Source organism: Brucella sp. H1_1004, from assembly GCF_047308065.1.
Classification (GTDB): domain Bacteria; phylum Pseudomonadota; class Alphaproteobacteria; order Rhizobiales; family Rhizobiaceae; genus Brucella; species Brucella pseudogrignonensis_B.
Genome location: NZ_JAYKZA010000002.1, coordinates 1559578 through 1578305, shown reverse-complemented (window position 1 = coordinate 1578305; position 18728 = coordinate 1559578). Strand labels below are relative to the sequence as shown.

Below are 18728 nucleotides of genomic sequence, written 5' to 3'. Positions count from 1 at the left end.
TAAATCTTTCAGCGGTCGCGGAAGCGGTTCGTTATTGGATAACGACGATCACGTCCGAAATTCTTCTTGGTAATTTTGACACCGGGTGCCGATTGTCGGCGCTTATATTCGGCCAGATTGAGCAGATGCTCGATCCTTTGGACGGTCTCAAGCGAATGACCGCGCGCAACAATCTCGGCATTGCTCATCTCGTTTTCAACGAGGCATTCGAGAATGTCGTCCAGCACCGGATAAGGTGGAAGACTGTCCTGATCGGTTTGGTTTTCACGCAATTCCGCAGATGGTGCTTTTGAAATGATGTTCTGCGGGATCACTTCGCCTAAAGGACCAAGACTACCTATTGGAACATTGTTGTTGCGCCACTCGGACAACGCATAAACCTGCATCTTGTAGACGTCCTTGATGGGGTTGAAGCCGCCATTCATGTCGCCATATAGCGTCGCATAGCCCACCGACATTTCCGACTTGTTGCCGGTAGTCACAACCATTGAGCCAAACTTGTTGGAGATGGCCATAAGAATAGTGCCGCGCGCACGGCTTTGCAGGTTTTCCTCGGTTACACCGCTTTCAGTGCCTTCAAACATTGGTTTGAGCGCAGAAAGGAAACCTTCAACCGGCTCTGCAATCGGCACAATATCGTAACGCACGCCGAGCGCCTTTGCGCAATCAGCGGCGTCTTTCAACGATTCCTCCGATGTATAACGATAAGGCAGCATCACACAGCGCACGCGATCTTTGCCCAATGCATCGACGCCTAACGCGGTGCAGATCGCTGAGTCGATACCACCTGACAAGCCAAGCACAACATCCTTGAAGCCGTTCTTATTGACGTAATCTCGCAGGCCCAACATGCAAGCCGCATAATCGGCTTCGAGACCCTCGGGCAATTTTGCCTTTTCAGCATCTTCACAGCGCCAGCCATCAGCCTCGCGCTTCCAGATAGTCAAAGTGATGGCTTCTGCGAACTGCGGCATTTGCAGGCAAAGGCTCTTATCCGTATTGAAGGCAAACGAGCCGCCGTCGAAAACCAGTTCGTCCTGCCCGCCCATCTGATTGGCATAGAGCATGGGGAGCTCTGTTTCGATAACCTGCTTGAGCACAACCTGATAACGACGCTCGATCTTGGCACGGTGATAAGGCGAACCATTTGGCACCAGCAGCAACTCTGCGCCGCTCTCTGCCAGCGTTTCCGCAACACCCAAATCGCCCCAGATGTCTTCGCAGATCGGAATTCCAATGCGTACACCACGGAAATTGACTGGTCCCGGCATCGGGCCGGGTTGGAAAACGCGCTTTTCGTCAAACTCGCCATAGTTCGGCAGATCAACCTTGAAACGCTCAGCGATGATTTCGCCGCCATCCAAAACTGCAATCGAATTATGCAGGCCGCTATCGCGCTGCAAAGGTGTGCCGATAATTACGCCGGGGCCACCATCAGCAGTGTCTTTAGCCAGTTCTTTCACTGCTTTTTCACAGGCTGCAACAAAGGCCGTTTTCAGAACCAGATCTTCTGGGGGATAGCCGGCGATGAACAGCTCCGTGAACATTACGAGATCAGCGCTCATTTGGGCCGCTTGCGCGCGTGCTGCGCGCGCTTTCTCAAGATTTCCGGCGATGTCGCCCATTACAGGATTGAGCTGTGCAACGGCAATACGAAGCATATCGAGATTCTCGCTAACGCTGGTCATGCGCAAGCTTTAGCGCGCTTGTGTGATTGATTGCAACGGATTGCGTTGAAGAACGGTTGTTCTTTGTCAGATGAGATAGGTTGTAAAAAGAATATAGCCCCATGTGACCGTTACAAAAACGATGGCGATCAGCACTGCGAGCGAGCCACAGTCTTTAGCAATCTGAATTTCTTTATGAAAATCACGCGAAACGGCATCGCAGGTCGCTTCGATGCCGGTGTTGAGTACTTCAACCAGAATGAGAAACAGGATCGATCCTGTCATCAGCAGAAATGTCAGCCAAGTTGGAGCAATGAAGGATGCGATTGGGAGCGACAGGAGAAACAGGACAAGCTCCTGCTGAACGGCCTTTTCATGCTTCGCCAAGTGCTTGAGAGCACGCATTGAATTAAGAAACGCCAGAAAAATCCGCTTCATGGATGCCCCCGAAAAATTATGCAAAGATCAATAAGTGTCTTCATATAAAAATCAACAGGGCGGAGAATGAATTCTCCGCCCTGACCTTATTTAAAAAGTGACTTTCCAATCAGGCGTTAACAGCCTGCTTTTCTGTCCCGGCATCGCGTTCCTTCTTGAGCAGTTCCGCCAAAAGGAAAGCCAACTCAAGCGCCTGATCGGCATTCAGGCGTGGATCGCAGTGCGTGTGGTAACGATCGTGCAGATCTTCTGCCGAAATTGCGCGAGCGCCGCCCGTGCATTCGGTAACATTCTTGCCGGTCATTTCAACATGGATACCGCCCGGATGCGAACCTTCAGCGCGATGGATCGCGAAGAAGGATTCCACTTCCTTGAGGATACGGTCGAATGGACGCGTCTTGTAGCCGCCAGCGGTGATCGTGTTGCCGTGCATCGGATCACAAGACCAGACGACCTTACGGCCTTCACGTTCAACAGCACGAATGAGCTGTGGCAAATGATCGCCAACCTTGTCGTAACCGAAACGAGCGATGAGCGTCAGACGACCTGCTTCGTTTTCAGGGTTGAGAAGATCGATCAGACGAATGAGATCATCCGGCTGCAACGACGGGCCACATTTCAGGCCGAGCGGGTTCTTGATGCCACGGCAATATTCAATATGCGCATGATCAGCCTGACGTGTGCGGTCGCCAATCCAGATCATGTGACCCGAAGTGCCGTACCAGTCGCCAGAGGTCGAATCAACGCGTGTGAGCGCTTCTTCATAGCCAAGCAGCAAAGCTTCATGGCTGGTGTAGAAATCGGTTTCACGCAAAGAATGATTGCTATCGGAAGTAATCCCGATGGCGCGCATGAAGTTCATCGTTTCCGAAATACGCTGTGCGAGAGCGGCATAGCGCTCTGCCTGCGGGCTTTTGCCAACAAAGCCGAGCATCCACTGATGCACGTTCTCAAGGTTTGCGTAGCCGCCCTGTGCGAAGGCTCGCAGCAGGTTCAACGTCGCAGCAGACTGGCGGTAAGCCATGTCCTGACGCTGCGGATCAGGGATACGCGAAGCTTCATCGAAATCGATGCCGTTGATGATGTCACCGCGGTATGAAGGCAGCTCAACGCCATTGAGCGTTTCCATATCCGACGAGCGCGGCTTCGCGAACTGACCGGCAATACGGCCAACCTTAACAACGGGCTTCGAAGCACCAAAAGTCAGTACAACGGCCATCTGCAAAAAGACGCGGAAAAAGTCGCGAATATTATCCGCGCCATGTTCTGCGAAACTCTCCGCACAATCGCCGCCCTGAAGCAGAAATGCTTTTCCTTCGGCAACGGCTGCAAGCTGTGTTTTCAGCTTACGTGCCTCGCCGGCAAAAACGAGCGGTGGATAGGTACGAAGGCGAGCCTCAACATCGGTCAAAGCCTGTGCGTCTGGATAAAACGGCACTTGCTTGATCGGTTTGTCTCTCCAGGAATTCGGGGTCCAGTTCTTCGTCATTTCACACCTGTTTAATTATCCGCGCGATTTCTCTCGGATTTTGTCCTCCTTGCACGAAAGCTGGAATGCGCTTGAGCAAGACAATTAAATATCTTTGCACGCAAACCAGCACGCGTGATCGCGTTGATATAATGCAGACGCTCACTTTATACCAGCGAGAATCGTTAACAGGATTGGAAGGATACGAAAGTTCAGTTTTCGACCTTCTTGCCGTTCACGACACGGTAAGTCGGCTTATACATGGTGACCAGCTCTTCCGCTGCTGTCGGATGCACGGCCATGGTGCGGTCGAAGTCATCTTTGGTTGCACCAGCCTTCAAAGAAATTCCCAGCAATTGCGCCATTTCGCCTGCATCCGGCCCCATGATGTGAGCACCGACAACCTTGCGGCTTTCAGCATCCACAATGAGCTTCATCAGCATCTTTTCATTGCGGCCCGAAAGCGTGTTCTTCATCGGGCGGAAAAGTGCGCGATAGATTTCCAGCTCAGCATATTTCTTGGCGGCTTCATCTTCCGGCAAGCCGACGGTGCCGATTTCAGGCTGCGAGAACACTGCTGTAGCAATCAGGTCGTGATCAGGCTTGGTCGGATTGTTTTTAAACGCGGTTTCAAGGAAGCACATGGCTTCATGGATGGCCACCGGGGTCAGCTGAACGCGATTGATGACGTCACCCACGGCCCAGATGTTTGACGCACTGGTGCGTGAATAGTCATCCACTTCGATTGCGCCGAGCGCGTCTGTTTTAACGCCAGCTTTTTCGAGGCCGAGACCCTTTGTGTTGGGCTTACGCCCAATTGCCATCATCACCTGACCGACATTCAGTGTTTCACCATTGGTCAGCAAAACTTTCAGCTCGCCATTAGCCTGTTTTTCAACCTTCTCGAACACCGCCCCGCATATAATGCGGATGCCCTTGGCTTCCATGGTTTCATGCAGCAGATGACGCAGATCATGATCAAAGCGCGACAGGATTTCTTTGCCGCGATAGACAATTGTGGTTTCAACGCCAAGCCCATGAAAAATATTGGCAAACTCGACAGCAATATAGCCACCGCCAGCAATAACGATGGCCTTTGGCAATTTTTCGAGATGAAACGCTTCATTGGAGGTGATGCAATATTCTGCGCCCGGCAGGGATTCATGCACACTGGCAAAGCCACCAGTTGCAATCAGAATCTGATCGGCAGTGACACGGCGACCATCAGCTTTCAGTTCAATCGTATGAGCATCAATCAGTTCTGCACGGCTTGCAAAAATCTCGACCTTCGAGTTTTCCAGACCTTTGCGATAAAGGCCTTCAAGCCGGTCAATTTCTTTGTCTTTGGCTTCAATAAGCTTCTTCCAGTCAAAGCTTGATTTGCCGACATCCCAGCCATAGCCAGCTGCATCTTCAAAATGCTCTGGAAATTGCGAGGCATAGACAAACAGCTTTTTAGGAACACAACCACGAATGACGCAGGTTCCACCCATGCGATATTCTTCGGCCAGACCAACCTTTTTGCCCATGGCACCGGCTAGTCGCCCTGCCCGTACACCACCGGAGCCACCGCCGATAACAAAAAGATCATAATCATAACCGGCCATGGGATTCTCCATTCAAATCTGTTTCTTCGACTTATGTAAGCAAAAGAAAAAGCCCGGCCAAGTCGCCGGGCTTTTAAATTCTACGTGACTATCGCAAAATATCACTGAGCTGGCTGCTCGGGAGCAGCGGCTGCACCGGCCTGTGCTGCAAGAACTTCTGCAACAGAGGTCGCGAGATCGCGGGCAATGCCGTTCTGCCAGATATTTGCAGCTTTCACGACTTCACGGGTTACAATCGGGCCTTCTGCAAGAAGCTTCTTGCCTGCATCCGATGTGTAGAACGCAGCGATTGCCTTGAGTTCATCTTCGCTGAACGCATTGGCATAAGCGCGGGCAGATTCGGTTTCGAGATCAGCGCGGCGTGCAGCCAAAGCAATAGCCTTGTCATCAACCGTCTTGGTGATGAGGGCTTCAAGGTTAGGATCCTTCTGGATCAACTCACCCTTCAGAGCGCGTGCAGCGCTTGGCAGAATTTCGTCGAACTGCTCAGTTGCCTGAATCGAAGCGATTGCCGCGCGGGCAGCATCGAGATGCGAGGCAGAAATTTCCTGCGCAGATGCCGCATGGATGCCTGACATCAGGACAAGTGCGGAAAACGGTGCAATCAGACGGCGGAAGCCAGTTGCCGGGATCATATGGTCGGTACTCCGTTCAAACAATTCGTATCGGCCCCTCAAGGCCGGTTCATGGTTCGGATACCGTCAGCGCCAGCGATGATTGCGGCGCGTGCCAGTCCGATAAAAAGTCCGTGCTCAACAACACCCGGTATGGCGAAGAGAGCGTCAGAAAGAATCTTTGGATCGGGAATGCGGCCAAAAGATGCATCCACGATATAATGTCCACCATCCGTTACAAATGGCGCGCCATCTTTTAACCGCAGGACGAGTGGACCTGCAAGACCACATTGCGCTGCGGCAGCCTCAATACCGAGCAAAGTCGCTTTAAGGCCAAAGCGATTGACTTCGATTGGCAAAGGAAAACGGCCGAGTGTTTCAACAACTTTCGATCCGTCGGCAATAACGATCATCGAATCAGACGCAGTTGCTACGATCTTCTCGCGAAGCAAAGCGCCACCGCCGCCTTTGATAAGCGACAGGTTTGGATCAACCTCATCAGCGCCATCAATTGTCAGATCAAGATGTGGCGTTTCTTCAAGCGTTGTCAGCGCAATACCAAGGTCAGCACAGAGTTCTGCGGTGCGCTCCGATGTCGGCACGCCAATAACCTTGAAACCGCTTTTCACCTTTTCAGCCAGCAGGCGCACAAATTCTTCTGCGGTAGAGCCGGTGCCAATTCCAAGACGCATTCCGTCTTTGACGTGCGTCAATGCCTCGGCAGCGGCGGCGATTTTCAGCTTGCGTGCTTCATCCATGCTCAGAATTCCTGTCTTCCCAGCGGATTTTCATCCTTCTCCGGCAACGCCTCTAGCATGCGTGGCCAACGCAACAAAGCTCTCAATACAATTTATCGTTATTTTTGCGATGAACTCTTGTTTCAGCGTTGTCTTGAGAAGACACAAACTTGAGCCTATCTGAAAGATCAGCTAGCAATGAGAAGATCAATTCCAGAAGGAAACATTATGGCCGCTGCTAATTCCAAACCAATCATTGTGTTCGATCTCGACGGAACATTGGTTGAAACTGCGCCAGACCTTCTGGATAGCTTAAATCATTGCCTTTCAATTTCCGGTTTGAAGACAGCGGATAATGACGCACTTCGCCGCTTTGTCGGCCAGGGTGGACGCGTTATGATTGAACGCGCTTTTGCAGCCCAGCAAAAGCAGGTCGATGACGCGAAGCTGGATGAGTTGGTTGAAGAATTTCGCGCGCATTATAGCGCAAATATGCCGGGACATTCATCGTTCTATCCGGGCGTGCTTGAAGCCATGGATCGCTTCAGTGCGAATGGCTATACGCTGGCAGTTTGTACAAATAAGTTTGAAGCGCTGGCAGTAAAGTTGCTGAAGGCAATGGGTGAAGCGCATCGTTTCGCTGCTATTTGCGGCGCAGATACATTCGCATTCCGCAAGCCTGACCCTCGTCATTTGACGGAAACCATCGCTCTTGCAGGCGGTAATCGCGACCTCGCTATCATGGTTGGTGATAGCCGTACCGATATTGATACTGCGAAGGCAGCAGGCATTCCTGTCGTCGCGGTCGATTTCGGATATACTGATTTGCCAGTTCAGCATTACGAACCGAGCCGCGTCATTTCGCATTATGATGAATTTACGCTCGAAATGGCGGACCAGCTTTTAGAAGCCGTCGCAGATAAGGTGTAAGGGAGTATGATTATGAATAAAATACTTATACTTACTGCTGTTTTCTCGACAACAATATCAGCATTTGCTTTTGCAAATGAACCGGCGCCAACTGGCCTGCCCGGAGTAAAGCCGCAAACGCCCATCGTATCAGCACCACCGCCTGCGCCTGAACCAGATAATCAGCAAGGCGGAACATGGAAAAACTTCCGTGTCGGTAATACTGATGTGTCGGTTTCTGGTAGCATCACAGTTGACGTTGGCAGCGGAAACAGCCGCATTTCAGGACGCTGATCGCTCAAGAGCTGACCAGACGGCCGGCAGTTGTAGCGGTAAATCCTCGGCAATAAGGCCATGACCGAAACGACGTGCAGCATCGGCGTGCATCCAGACCGCAGCGCATGCGGCTTCAAACGCTGGCATTCCTTGTGAGAGCAATCCGCATATGATGCCAGCAAGCGCATCGCCAGATCCGGCAGTCGCCAAGAGCGGCGTGCCATTGGCATTGATTGCCGCACGTCCATCTGGTGCTGCGATGACTGTATCTGGTCCTTTATAAATCACCATAGCATTGGCACGTTTGGCTGCCTGGCGTGCCTTATCCGGTTTTGATGTTTCGGAATCCGCAGCAATATCGGGAAATAAACGTCGAAACTCACCTTCATGCGGAGTGAGTACGAGCGCTGTGTGATCGCTGCGTTTTGCGTTGACAAGTTGTTCAGGCCTCTCCTCGAAAGCGGTTATGCCGTCCGCATCAAGTACCAATCCCTTTAAATGTTCCGCGCGATTATTCGCTGCTGACAGAAGCAACAGAGCGTGATCGCGCGCAAACTTGGCACTGCCATAGCCTGGGCCGAGAACACAGGCTGCAACCTTGCGATCAATCAGGAATGCTTCAACATCTTTGATACTGCGCGTCTCGCGCACCATTATGCTCGTCAGATGAACGGCATTTGTCGCTAGCGCGTCGGGTGGCGATAAAAGAGTAACGGCCCCTGCACCACTTCGTGCAGCAGCCATGGCAGACAGTCGCGCCGCTCCTGTTGAATGCGCCGGGCCAGAAAAGACAACGACATGGCCGCGACTATATTTATGCGCATTGATTGACAGTGTTGGTAATTGATCCCGCCAGAGTTCCGCCACGTTTTCAAATGTATTTGGCGCAATCTTGTCGAGCACATTATCCAAGATGCCAATGTCTGCAACATGAAGCACACCACAATGCGTGCGACCGGGTTGTAAAAGATGTCCGGGCTTTTTGCGGAAAAAGGTTACAGTTGCGCGTGCGTTGATGGCATTACCAAGCACCCGCCCGTTAAAGCCCGAAATACCGCTTGGCAAATCGACAGCAAGAACCGGAATATCTGATGCATTCACCCCGTCGATAATACGCGCCTCAACGCCATCGACCGGACGTGACAAGCCCGCACCATAGAGCGCATCTATAATGCCGACGAAATCAGTCGGCACCATCGCGCTTAGGCGGTGAACTTCTCCTTTGTAAAAATGAAGGGCGCGCATTGCATTACTTCCCTCACGCGGCTGCTTCGTTCCAAAACAAATGACTTCGCGTCCCGCCTCTATAAGGAACTGCGCTGCAACATAGCCATCACCGCCGTTGTTCCCCGGCCCGCATAGAATTGCGATTGGTCCTTGTGCGGGAAACATATTCCGCGCCACGTCAGCAATTGCATGGCCAGCCGCAAGCATGAGAGAAAAACCGTCTCGCTTGCCGCTATCGATGGTTATAGCATCTGCACGCGACATTTGCTCCGGCGTCAAGAGTTCAAACATAAGCGGCACCTTCCTCTGCGATGAACTTGATTAATTACGCGGCAGACGAATTTGCGCAAGCCTGATGAAGTTTATTGCATTTCGCCTGTTTTTTAATCACCGCTAACGAGATTGAAACCTTGTTAAAAATCTTTCTCGCAGAGCAGCTTGTGTAGATGCTCATAATAATGCCAGTCTGCGACGAAGAACTTGAACTTTTGAAATTTAAAAAATGCGCTAGCCTCGCGTTTAGCCGCATTTCTAGCGGTTTAGATGCAGAAATATGGGAAAAACCTCCCAAATCAGCGCATGTTTTTAAAAATTCGACAAACGACAAATAAGTTGGCACAGTTCATGCTTCTATTTCAGCGAAACGGGCACAATGTCCATTTCCGAACAAGAGCGGAGACAATTCTCTGATGAAAAAGATCGAAGCCATTATTAAACCTTTCAAACTCGATGAAGTGAAGGAAGCCCTTCAGGAAGTCGGCTTGCAGGGTATTACGGTCATTGAAGCCAAGGGTTTCGGCCGTCAGAAAGGCCATACTGAACTTTATCGCGGTGCAGAATATGTCGTTGATTTTCTTCCCAAGGTAAAAGTCGAAGTCATCGTCGCTGACGAAACTGTTGATGGCGCTATTGAAGCTATTCGCAAAGCGGCCCAGACAGGCCGTATTGGCGACGGTAAGATTTTCGTTTCCAATATCGAAGAAGTTATTCGTATCCGTACCGGCGAATCCGGCGTGGACGCGATTTAACCCAATCAAACTATCGACCGAAGTCTTCCGACCCAAGTCTACCGAACACAGCCGTGCAAACAGGATACCAAAATGACGACTGCCAATGACATTCTGAAACAGATCAAAGACAACGACGTAAAGTTTGTTGACCTTCGCTTCACCGACCCAAAGGGCAAGCTGCATCACGTCACGATGGATGTTGGCCTCGTCGACGAAGAAATGTTTGAAGACGGCGTTATGTTCGACGGCTCTTCGATTGGCGGCTGGAAGGCTATCAACGAATCCGACATGGTTCTGAAGCCAGATCCAGAAACAGCCCACATTGATCCATTCTTCGCACAGTCCACGCTGGTTATTCTCTGCGACATTCTTGATCCGATTTCGGGTGAAGCTTATGGCCGCGATCCACGCGGGACTGCAAAGAAGGCGGAATCCTACATGAAGTCGCTCAACATCGGCGATACCGTTTATGTTGGCCCGGAAGCTGAATTCTTCGTCTTCGATGATGTGAAGTTTAAGGTTGATCCATTCAACACCGGCTTCAAGCTCGACTCGACCGAACTGCCTTCGAACGACGATACCGATTACGAAACTGGCAATATGGGTCATCGTCCACGCGTTAAGGGTGGCTATTTCCCGGTTCCACCAGTGGACAGCCTTCAGGATATGCGCTCCGAAATGCTCACCGTTCTGACGGAAATGGGCGTAACCGTTGAAAAGCATCACCACGAAGTCGCTTCTGCACAGCACGAACTTGGCACGAAATTCGACACGCTGGTACGCAATGCCGACAAGATGCAGATCCAGAAATATGTCGTGCATCAGGTCGCTAATGCCTATGGCAAAACTGCAACCTTCATGCCAAAGCCAGTTTTCGGTGACAACGGCTCTGGTATGCACGTTCACTTCTCGATCTGGAAAGATGGCAAGCCAACTTTCGCTGGCAATGAATATGCTGGCCTGTCGGAAAACTGCCTGTTCTTCATCGGCGGCGTTATAAAGCACGCTAAGGCTGTGAACGCATTCACGAACCCATCAACCAACTCCTACAAGCGCCTGGTTCCAGGTTATGAAGCTCCAGTTCTGCTGGCTTACTCGGCTCGCAACCGCTCGGCTTCCTGCCGCATTCCTTTCGGCTCGTCGCCGAAGTCAAAGCGCCTTGAAGTTCGTTTCCCTGATCCATCGGCAAACCCATATCTGTGCTTTGCAGCTCTGCTGATGGCTGGTCTTGACGGTATCAAGAACAAGATTCATCCAGGTCAGGCTATGGACAAGGATCTTTACGATCTGCCTGCAAAGGAACTCAAGAAGATCCCAACGGTTTGCGGTTCGCTTCGTGAAGCTCTGCAGGCACTCGACAAGGATCGCGAGTTCCTCAAGGCTGGCGGCGTGTTTGAAGACGATCAGATCGACAGCTTCATCGAACTCAAAATGGCTGAAGTGCTGCGTTATGAAACAACGCCGCATCCAGTCGAGTTCGACATGTACTACTCGGTTTAATCGCTACTGCGGGTCGGCAACGGCCCGCATCGATTAAGACGGTTACCGAGGGGAACGACGTGCAAAATGCACGCGAAAGAAAACCCGGCGCAAGCCGGGTTTTCTATTTCTATCAATAAACTACGCTTATTAGCTAAATAATAACTAGAGCGCCTGCAACACGCGGGCTGCAACCAGCATTTCTCCGTGACGGGTCTTGCGACGCGCTTGTGCTTCTGCGTCTTCACCCCAATGCTCGACAGTCCAGTCTTCATCGAGATGCGCACGCTTCCAGCCGTCTTCTACAGACAATTCGCCCTTAGCAATTGCCAATGCAATGAGTGCGGAGCCCGTCAGTGTGGTCATGGTGTGGAGCGAAGCCAGCGCAATCGGATTTCTAAATTCTGTCAGATGAACGCCAAAAGCTGCAATTGCTTCGCGGGACTGTTCAACATGCATCACGCCTTCGGCCAGTGCAAAACGTGCGCCGAGGCTTTCGGCCCAGTCGATCAGCGGATCCCATTGTTCGGTCTGGCGAGCAACAAGCTCTTTCGGGCTCGCGGCGCGGTAACAGATCATGTCGGTGCCAGCAAAGCGCAGAATATCTTCGAAAACCGCCTGCGGGTCTTGCGCAATGCCGTCGATTGCTGTGTTCACCAGACGCGTTGCAGGCATCTTGGAAGGATCGATAACTTCTACCTGTGCGCGAAACTCTTCTGCAATGATTTCTGCCGCTTGCGCTGTTGGCAAAAGCAAAACTGCACGCGCAGGTGTTTTAACCGGGCGACCATCCAGATGCACCGTGAAACCGCCTTCGGTTTCAGCCACTTCCGCCTTTTCATAAAACCGTTTTGGCAAAGGTGTGCGCATCAGTTCCTGCGAGCGCTTTACCGGGTCGGTTTGCGAGATCGGCATTTCAGCTTGGGGATCGCTCAGAGTGTCGCGCATAATACTATCCAATTGTTGTTGGTCAGGATGCGAAGGCATCCATTTCATGCAAAATTGCATGGAGTTCTTCAGGCTTGTTCATGACATGGTGGGCGCCTGCATCTTTCAGTGCATCAGGCTTATGGTAGCCCCAAGAAACACCAGCGGCACGCGCACCCGCTGAACGAGCCATTTGCATATCGTAAATCGCATCACCGATCACGATTGTTCGCTCTGGTTCTATCCCCATTTCGGCACAGGATTCAAGCACCATAGCCGGATGAGGCTTGGACGGGCAATTATCGGCAGTACGAACAGTCACGAAATGATGTCCAATGCCATGTCGTTCAAAAATCGAACGCACGCCACGCTGCGACTTGCCGGTGACAATGCCTAGCAACAGATCATCGCGACTACCAAGCTCAGTCAGAAGTGGCAGAATACCGTCATAAAGCGGCTCTGCGAAATCAGGATTCTGACGGTACTTTACAAAATTTTCCTTGTAACGCTGCGTGAGCCAATATGCCTGTTCGTCAACTTCGCGGCCAAGCAATTGCGCAATAGCAATTGGCAATGAAAGACCAATGATCGAATGGGTTTGCTCAATTTCCGGCGGCGTCAGTCCTGCATCTTTAAAACTTGCAGCCATGCAATGGTGGATAGTGTCGCCACTATCGACAAGTGTTCCGTCGCAATCAAAGAGAACGAGTTTCATGAAGTTGCTCCGGCTTTTCCGCGTCGGTTGATAATAATGAGGCCAAGTCCGATCAGAGCCAGTGCTGCAAAGATTTTCCAGCCAAGTGTCTCATTGAGTAGCAATCCGCTTAACAACACGCCAAACGCAGGCGTCAGAAATGCAAAGTTTGACAATTTGGAAGCGGGATAACGACTTATCATCCAGAACCACAGAGGATAGGTAACGGCCACCACGAACATCGATTGAAACAGAAATGACAGAACCGAAAGCAAATCAGGCTCGCGGATCAAGGGGCCGCTTAGAAACATGAATGGCAGCGGCACAATTGCTGCGACAGCCAGCTGATAAAGCAAGGTCTTTTCAGGTGCGGCACTTGCGAGCTTCGAACGTTTGATGACAATCGTCGTCATCCCCCATAACATACCAGATATCAGTGCCAGAATATCACCATAGAGCGCATAAGGTCCGGGCCGACTGCTATTGTCGGCGAATACGATCACGACACCGAAGAATGCCACGCACATGCCGATAAAGGCGCGCATCGACATCTTTTCGCCCAACAGAAAATGACTGCCGATTGCCACCCAGAATGGCATGACATTCATCAAAAGGGCGACACGCCCAACGCTTGTCAGCTCCATCGCCAGAAAGATCAGAACGAATTCAACGCCAAACAAAAGCCCAGCCAGAATGCCGGATTTTAATGTTCCGTCGCGCCTGAAAAGCGGGATATGCTTCCAATAACACCAAAGGAAGACACAAACCCCGCCCAATGCAGAACGTCCGGCGGCCATAAGCATGGGATTAAAACCGCGATTGCCGATCTTGATGGCAACCTGATTAAGTCCCCATGTGAACATGATGAACATGACAAGCGCTATGGCCAGCCCGTCAAATGCCGCCTTGCCCGGAACTGTTCCCGCTGCAGATCCCCCTCCAGCACCCGACATGTTTACTCTTCCGTATCTGCCTCATCAAAGCCCAGCAAATTCCACGATTGCACCATATGCGGTGGCAGTGGAGCTGTGACGTCAATCATGCCACCAGACGGGTTTGGAATGCGAATGCGTCGTGCATGAAGATGGAGTTTCTTCTGAATGCCGCCGGGAAATTCCCAGTTTTGGTCAGCCTCAAAATATTTAGGGTCGCCAATAATCGGATGACCAATATGCGCCGCATGAACGCGCAGCTGATGGGTACGGCCCGTATAAGGCTCCATTTCCAGCCAAGTCAGATTGTTGCCGACCTTCTCGATGATCCGGTAATAAGACACCGCATGATCGGAATCCGGCTCACCATGCTGGCAAACCCGCATCTTGTCGCCATCTGGCGTCTGCTCTTTGACAAGCCAGGTCGAAATCTTGTCTTCGCGCTTGCGCGGAACGCCCTTAACCAACGCCCAGTAGGTTTTCTTGGTGTCGCGCTCACGAAATGCAGCGGTCAGCGCCTGTGCAGCACCACGCGTTTTTGCAACAACAAGACAGCCTGAGGTGTCGCGATCGATACGATGTACCAAACGAGGCTTTTCGCCTTTCTTGTTGCGCCATGCCTCCAGCATGCCATCAACATGACGAACAAGGCCGGAACCGCCCTGCACTGCCAGACCCGCAGGCTTGTTGAAGACATAGACCTTCGGATCTTCGTAAATCAGCATTTGCTTCAGAACATCGCCATCATCCTGCGAGCGGATAGTGCGCGCTGTCACGGGGCCAGTTGGCGTTTCATCGCCACCAATCGGCGGAATGCGGACCGACTGGCCAGCCTGCAAACGTGTGTCTGACTTTGCGCGCCCACCATCAACGCGAACCTGACCGGAGCGCAGCAGCTTTTGCAGGTGTCCAAAGCCGAGCCCCGGAAAGTGGACCTTGAACCAGCGATCAAGGCGCATACCAGCCTCGTCTGTAGCCACAGTTTTTTGTTCAACGCCTGCCATGGAGAAAACCCGATCAATACTTCTTTGGGGCACAAGCCTTGCGTGCCGCTCTTTTATGACTGTCAATAGACGTGCAAAGGGCAGATTGCTAGGCATAAAAGCATTTGCCATCGCCACAAATGAGCTTCAGAGTCTTCACGCTCGGTTACATGTGTTTTTAATTTATGGTCAACCTTGTCACCTATTCGCCACTTCTTGCCATCATTGCATATTGATAGAATAGGGCGACTGCACCATGTAGTCCTCTGAAATAGAACGAGCGGGAGTGCTAAGGTGTCATTGCTCAAAATCTACTGGCGAGCCATGGAATATCTTGCGGCGGAGAAAGCTGCAACGATCACCATGTGTATTGCAAGCGTATTGGTTGCCCTTGTCATGCTGGCTGAACCGATCCTTTTCGGTCAGGTCATTCAGGCTATCTCCGATAAGGGCGATATTTTTACGCAGCTCGCCATGTGGGCCGCACTTGGTGCGTTTAACATCATCGCAGCCGTATTTGTGGCGCGCGGGGCTGACCGCCTCGCCCATCGCCGCCGTTTGGGAGTGATGATCGACTCGTATGAGCGCATAATCACCATGCCTTTATCATGGCATCAGAAGCGCGGCACGTCGAACGCGCTACACACCCTGATCCGCGCAACGGATTCGCTCTTTACGCTCTGGCTTGAATTTATGCGCCAGCACCTGACCACTGTTGTGGCTCTGGTAGCACTCGTTCCTGTCGCCATGACAATGGATATGCGCATGTCCATGGTGCTGGTCGTGCTTGGTGTCATTTATGTCATGATAGGCCAGCTCGTTATGCGCAAAACCAAGGACGGCCAGGCAGCGGTTGAAAAGCATCACCACAAATTGTTTGAGCATGTGAGCGATACAATCAGCAACGTTTCGGTTGTGCAGAGCTATAATCGCATTTCTTCGGAAACGAAGTCGCTCCGCGAATATGCAAAGAACCTGGAAAACGTTCAGTTTCCGGTTCTTAACTGGTGGGCTCTTGCGAGCGGTTTGAACCGCATGGCTTCGACACTCTCGATGGTTATCGTGCTGCTGCTTGGTGCATATTTCGTGACCAAGGGGCAGATGCGCGTGGGTGACGTAATTGCCTTTATTGGCTTCGCACAGCTGATGATCGGCCGCCTCGACCAGATCAGCGCCTTCATCAACCAGACGGTAACAGCGCGTGCCAAGCTTGAAGAATTCTTCGAAATGGAAGACGCGACCGCTGATCGTCAGGAATCACAGGACGCGACAGATCTTGAAAACGTTAAGGGTGACATTGTTTTCGACAATGTGACATTTGAATTCCCGAATTCGGGTCAGGGCGTCTATGATGTGTCATTTGAAGTAAAGCCCGGTCAAACAGTCGCTATCGTTGGTCCAACGGGTGCTGGCAAGACGACGCTGATCAATATTCTTCAGCGTGTGTTTGACCCCGCCGCCGGTCGCATTCTGATAGATGGTACAGACACACGTACTGTCAGCCGTCGTTCGCTGCGTCACGCGATTGCGACTGTGTTTCAGGATGCCGGTTTGTTTAACCGTTCGGTGGAAGAAAACATCCGCGTCGGTAATGAGAATGCTTCTGCTGACATGGTTCATGCTGCCGCGAAAGCTGCTGCTGCGCACGACTTCATTCTCGCAAAGGGAAATGGTTATGACACGATTGTGGGTGAACGCGGTTCGCAGCTTTCGGGTGGTGAACGTCAGCGTCTGGCTATTGCCCGCGCTATCCTGAAGGATTCACCAATCCTCGTGCTTGATGAAGCCACCAGTGCGCTCGACGTCGAAACCGAAGAAAAGGTCAAGCAGGCCGTTGATGATCTGAGCCAGAACCGCACGACCTTTATCATTGCACACCGTCTTTCAACGGTTCGCTCTGCCGATATTGTTCTGTTCATGGACAAGGGCCATCTGGTCGAACGCGGCAGTTTCGATGAACTGGCTGCGCGTGGTGGACGCTTCTCTGATCTGCTTCGGGCTGGCGGTTTGCAGCTTGAAGACAAATCAGCAAAAGCTCACGAAGAAGAAGCTGAAGTGAGCAATGTCATGCAGTTCCCGGTTAAGGGTTCTGTTGCCTGATAAAGCTAAAATATCAAAGAAAAAGGCCCGTTGCGGGCCTTTTTTTATGTCATTGGAACTTCAAAGCTTAACCCGTCATAGCCGGGCTCGACATAATCAGGCGTCTCGCGCATGACCGTGTCGTAATCGAGCGGCACATGCATGTGCGTCAGGATTGCGCGTTTCGGTCCGAAGAACGCAATCCATTCCAGTGCCTGTTCCAGCGAGAAATGGCTTGGATGCGGGCGATATTGCAACGCACCAATAATCAGCACATCGGCATGGCGGATATATTTCAGGCTTTCATCCGGGAACGCGCTGACATCGGTGCAATAAACGACATTGCCAACACGGAAGCCCAGTGATTCAATATCACCATGCACTTGACTGAATGGCTCGAAGCGGATCGGCCCGCCCGCCCCTGTGATCGAGAACGCTGTTTCAGCCATAATGTCGTGCATTGACAAGATCGGCGGATAGCTCGATCCCACTGGTGTCTCAAAACAATAACCGAAAGCCTCGAAAAGACGGTTGCGGGTCAGCCGGTTGGCATAAACATCCATCAATCGCCTGTTTTCAACGACATAGGTCCGTAAATCATCAATGCCGTGGATATGGTCAGCATGCGGATGCGTATAGATGGCGGCATCGAGCGACGCCACCTTGGCATCTATCATCTGGTCGCGAAAGTCCGGGCCAGTGTCGATAACAATGACCGTGCTTTTCCCCTCCGCATTGAAGCGTTCAACGAGTAAAGCAGCACGGCGACGCTTATTCTTTGGATTTTGAGGGTCGCAATTGCCCCAATCGCCATTGATGCGTGGCACACCGGGAGACGAACCGCACCCGAGAATTGTGAAACGCAGACAATTGCGAGGCGATACCACGATGACTATTCCCCGGCAGGCTTTGGCATTTTGGAGAAAAGCCGGAACACGTTTTCGCTGGTAATGTCTGCGATTTCATCGCGGTTTACGCCAATGGTTTCAGCCAGCACGGCTGCTGTGTGCGCAACAAAGGATGGTTCATTGCGGCTTCCGCGATGCGGCATCGGCGCGAGATAAGGTGCATCTGTCTCAACCAGCAGACGATCACGCGGAACGATCTGCGCTATTTCGCGAATGTCAGCTGAGTTCTTGAAGGTCAGAATGCCGGAGAACGACACATAACCACCCAGTTCAACGCCTTTTTCAGCCAAAGCTTTGCCTGATGAGAAGCAATGCAGGATGAAAGGAAATGCACCCTTAGCCGTCTCAGCTTCCAGAATATCGGCCATTTCCTGATCCGCACTGCGTGCGTGGATCACAAGCGGTAACTGCGTACGACGAGCGGCTTCAATATGCACGAGGAAGCCCTGACGTTGGGCTTCTGGCGGCGCATAATCATAATGATAATCAAGCCCCGCCTCGCCTATGGCGACAACTTTCGGATGCTCTGCCAGCCGCACGAGATCGTCGGCAGTAACATCAAGTTCTTCATGCGCATTGTTCGGATGGGTGCCAACCGAACAATAGACGCTTTCGTATTTCTCCGTGAGTGCGCGGATCGTATCGAACTTGCGCACACGCGTTGAAATCGTGACCATGCGTTTGATGCCAGCATCAAGCGCGCGTTGCACAATCGCATCGCGCTCCGGCTCGAAATCTGCAAAGTCTAGATGGCAATGACTATCAACAAGCAT

General features: G+C 51.8%; 18 protein-coding genes. 5 read left to right on the top strand and 13 right to left on the bottom strand.

Translation table 11 applies throughout. The annotated features are described in order from the left end of the window. Positions 1–8: 8 nt before the first annotated feature. The 6 genes from U2P60_RS15050 to rpiA all read right to left on the bottom strand — a co-directional run bounded on the left by U2P60_RS15050 (position 9) and on the right by rpiA (position 6552). Positions 9–1688, bottom strand: coding sequence for an NAD+ synthase (locus tag U2P60_RS15050; protein ID WP_413573224.1), 1680 nt, complete (start codon positions 1686–1688; stop codon positions 9–11). A 66-nt stretch (positions 1689–1754) separates the two neighbouring features. Then, on the bottom strand, positions 1755–2105 hold the full coding sequence (locus U2P60_RS15045; protein ID WP_413573223.1) for a diacylglycerol kinase: 351 nt from the start codon (positions 2103–2105) through the stop codon (positions 1755–1757). A 109-nt stretch (positions 2106–2214) separates the two neighbouring features. Beyond that, the gene (locus tag U2P60_RS15040) at positions 2215–3594 is read right to left on the bottom strand and encodes a class II 3-deoxy-7-phosphoheptulonate synthase (protein ID WP_250040760.1); all 1380 of its coding nucleotides are present in this window, start codon (positions 3592–3594) and stop codon (positions 2215–2217) included. Between the two features lie 191 nt (positions 3595–3785). Continuing rightward, a complete protein-coding gene (gor, locus tag U2P60_RS15035) occupies positions 3786–5180 on the bottom strand; it encodes a glutathione-disulfide reductase (protein ID WP_313826476.1) in 1395 nt (464 codons plus the stop codon). Between the two features lie 101 nt (positions 5181–5281). Continuing rightward, the gene (locus U2P60_RS15030) at positions 5282–5815 is read right to left on the bottom strand and encodes a DUF2059 domain-containing protein (RefSeq protein ID WP_250040769.1); all 534 of its coding nucleotides are present in this window, start codon (positions 5813–5815) and stop codon (positions 5282–5284) included. A gap of 38 nt (positions 5816–5853) precedes the next feature. After that, positions 5854–6552, bottom strand: coding sequence for a ribose-5-phosphate isomerase RpiA (rpiA, locus tag U2P60_RS15025; protein ID WP_313826475.1), 699 nt, complete (start codon positions 6550–6552; stop codon positions 5854–5856). Between the two features lie 207 nt (positions 6553–6759). Between rpiA and U2P60_RS15020 the strand changes: the two genes are divergently transcribed. Together U2P60_RS15020 and U2P60_RS15015 are read left to right on the top strand one after the other, a co-directional pair. Further along, positions 6760–7461 (top strand): HAD family hydrolase, encoded by a 702-nt coding sequence (locus U2P60_RS15020; RefSeq protein WP_413573222.1) that lies wholly within the window; start codon positions 6760–6762, stop codon positions 7459–7461. Positions 7462–7467: 6 nt separating this feature from the next. Next, positions 7468–7734 carry a hypothetical protein gene (locus U2P60_RS15015; RefSeq protein ID WP_413573221.1) on the top strand — a complete coding sequence of 89 codons (267 nt, stop codon included), beginning with the start codon at positions 7468–7470 and terminating at the stop codon, positions 7732–7734. Here U2P60_RS15015 and U2P60_RS15010 read toward each other — a convergent pair. Beyond that, the gene (locus U2P60_RS15010) at positions 7723–9234 is read right to left on the bottom strand and encodes an NAD(P)H-hydrate dehydratase (protein WP_413573220.1); all 1512 of its coding nucleotides are present in this window, start codon (positions 9232–9234) and stop codon (positions 7723–7725) included. The two genes, U2P60_RS15015 and U2P60_RS15010, sit on opposite strands and share 12 nt — an antisense overlap. Before the next feature lie 398 nt (positions 9235–9632). On the opposite strand from U2P60_RS15010, the gene U2P60_RS15005 reads away from it, so the two are divergent. Next, a complete protein-coding gene (locus U2P60_RS15005) occupies positions 9633–9971 on the top strand; it encodes a P-II family nitrogen regulator (RefSeq protein ID WP_007874909.1) in 339 nt (112 codons plus the stop codon). Positions 9972–10043: 72 nt separating this feature from the next. Further along, complete coding sequence (gene glnA / locus U2P60_RS15000) at positions 10044–11453, top strand: type I glutamate--ammonia ligase (RefSeq protein ID WP_313826471.1); 1410 nt, start codon at positions 10044–10046, stop codon at positions 11451–11453. A 144-nt stretch (positions 11454–11597) separates the two neighbouring features. On the opposite strand, the gene U2P60_RS14995 is transcribed toward glnA, so the two are convergent. The 4 genes from U2P60_RS14995 to U2P60_RS14980 are packed head-to-tail and all read right to left on the bottom strand — an operon-like array spanning position 11598 to position 14989. Continuing rightward, positions 11598–12380, bottom strand: coding sequence for an ATP12 family chaperone protein (locus U2P60_RS14995; protein WP_413573219.1), 783 nt, complete (start codon positions 12378–12380; stop codon positions 11598–11600). Between the two features lie 22 nt (positions 12381–12402). Further along, positions 12403–13074, bottom strand: coding sequence for an HAD-IA family hydrolase (locus U2P60_RS14990; protein WP_313826469.1), 672 nt, complete (start codon positions 13072–13074; stop codon positions 12403–12405). After that, the gene (locus U2P60_RS14985; RefSeq protein WP_413573218.1) at positions 13071–14006 is read right to left on the bottom strand and encodes a DMT family transporter; all 936 of its coding nucleotides are present in this window, start codon (positions 14004–14006) and stop codon (positions 13071–13073) included. Before U2P60_RS14985 ends, U2P60_RS14990 begins: the two co-directional genes overlap by 4 nt. 2 nt (positions 14007–14008) lie before the next feature. Continuing rightward, entirely contained in the window at positions 14009–14989 is a 981-nt protein-coding gene (locus U2P60_RS14980) for an RluA family pseudouridine synthase (protein WP_310010134.1), read from the bottom strand. Positions 14990–15262: 273 nt separating this feature from the next. Here U2P60_RS14980 and U2P60_RS14975 point away from each other — a divergent pair, with 273 nt between their 5' ends. Beyond that, complete coding sequence (locus U2P60_RS14975; RefSeq protein ID WP_413573217.1) at positions 15263–17068, top strand: glucan ABC transporter ATP-binding protein/ permease; 1806 nt, start codon at positions 15263–15265, stop codon at positions 17066–17068. A gap of 44 nt (positions 17069–17112) precedes the next feature. Here U2P60_RS14975 and U2P60_RS14970 read toward each other — a convergent pair whose 3' ends face one another. After that, on the bottom strand, positions 17113–17934 hold the full coding sequence (locus U2P60_RS14970) for an MBL fold metallo-hydrolase (RefSeq protein WP_413573216.1): 822 nt from the start codon (positions 17932–17934) through the stop codon (positions 17113–17115). A 5-nt stretch (positions 17935–17939) separates the two neighbouring features. Further along, positions 17940–18728, bottom strand: coding sequence for a TatD family hydrolase (locus tag U2P60_RS14965; RefSeq protein ID WP_413573215.1), 789 nt, complete (start codon positions 18726–18728; stop codon positions 17940–17942).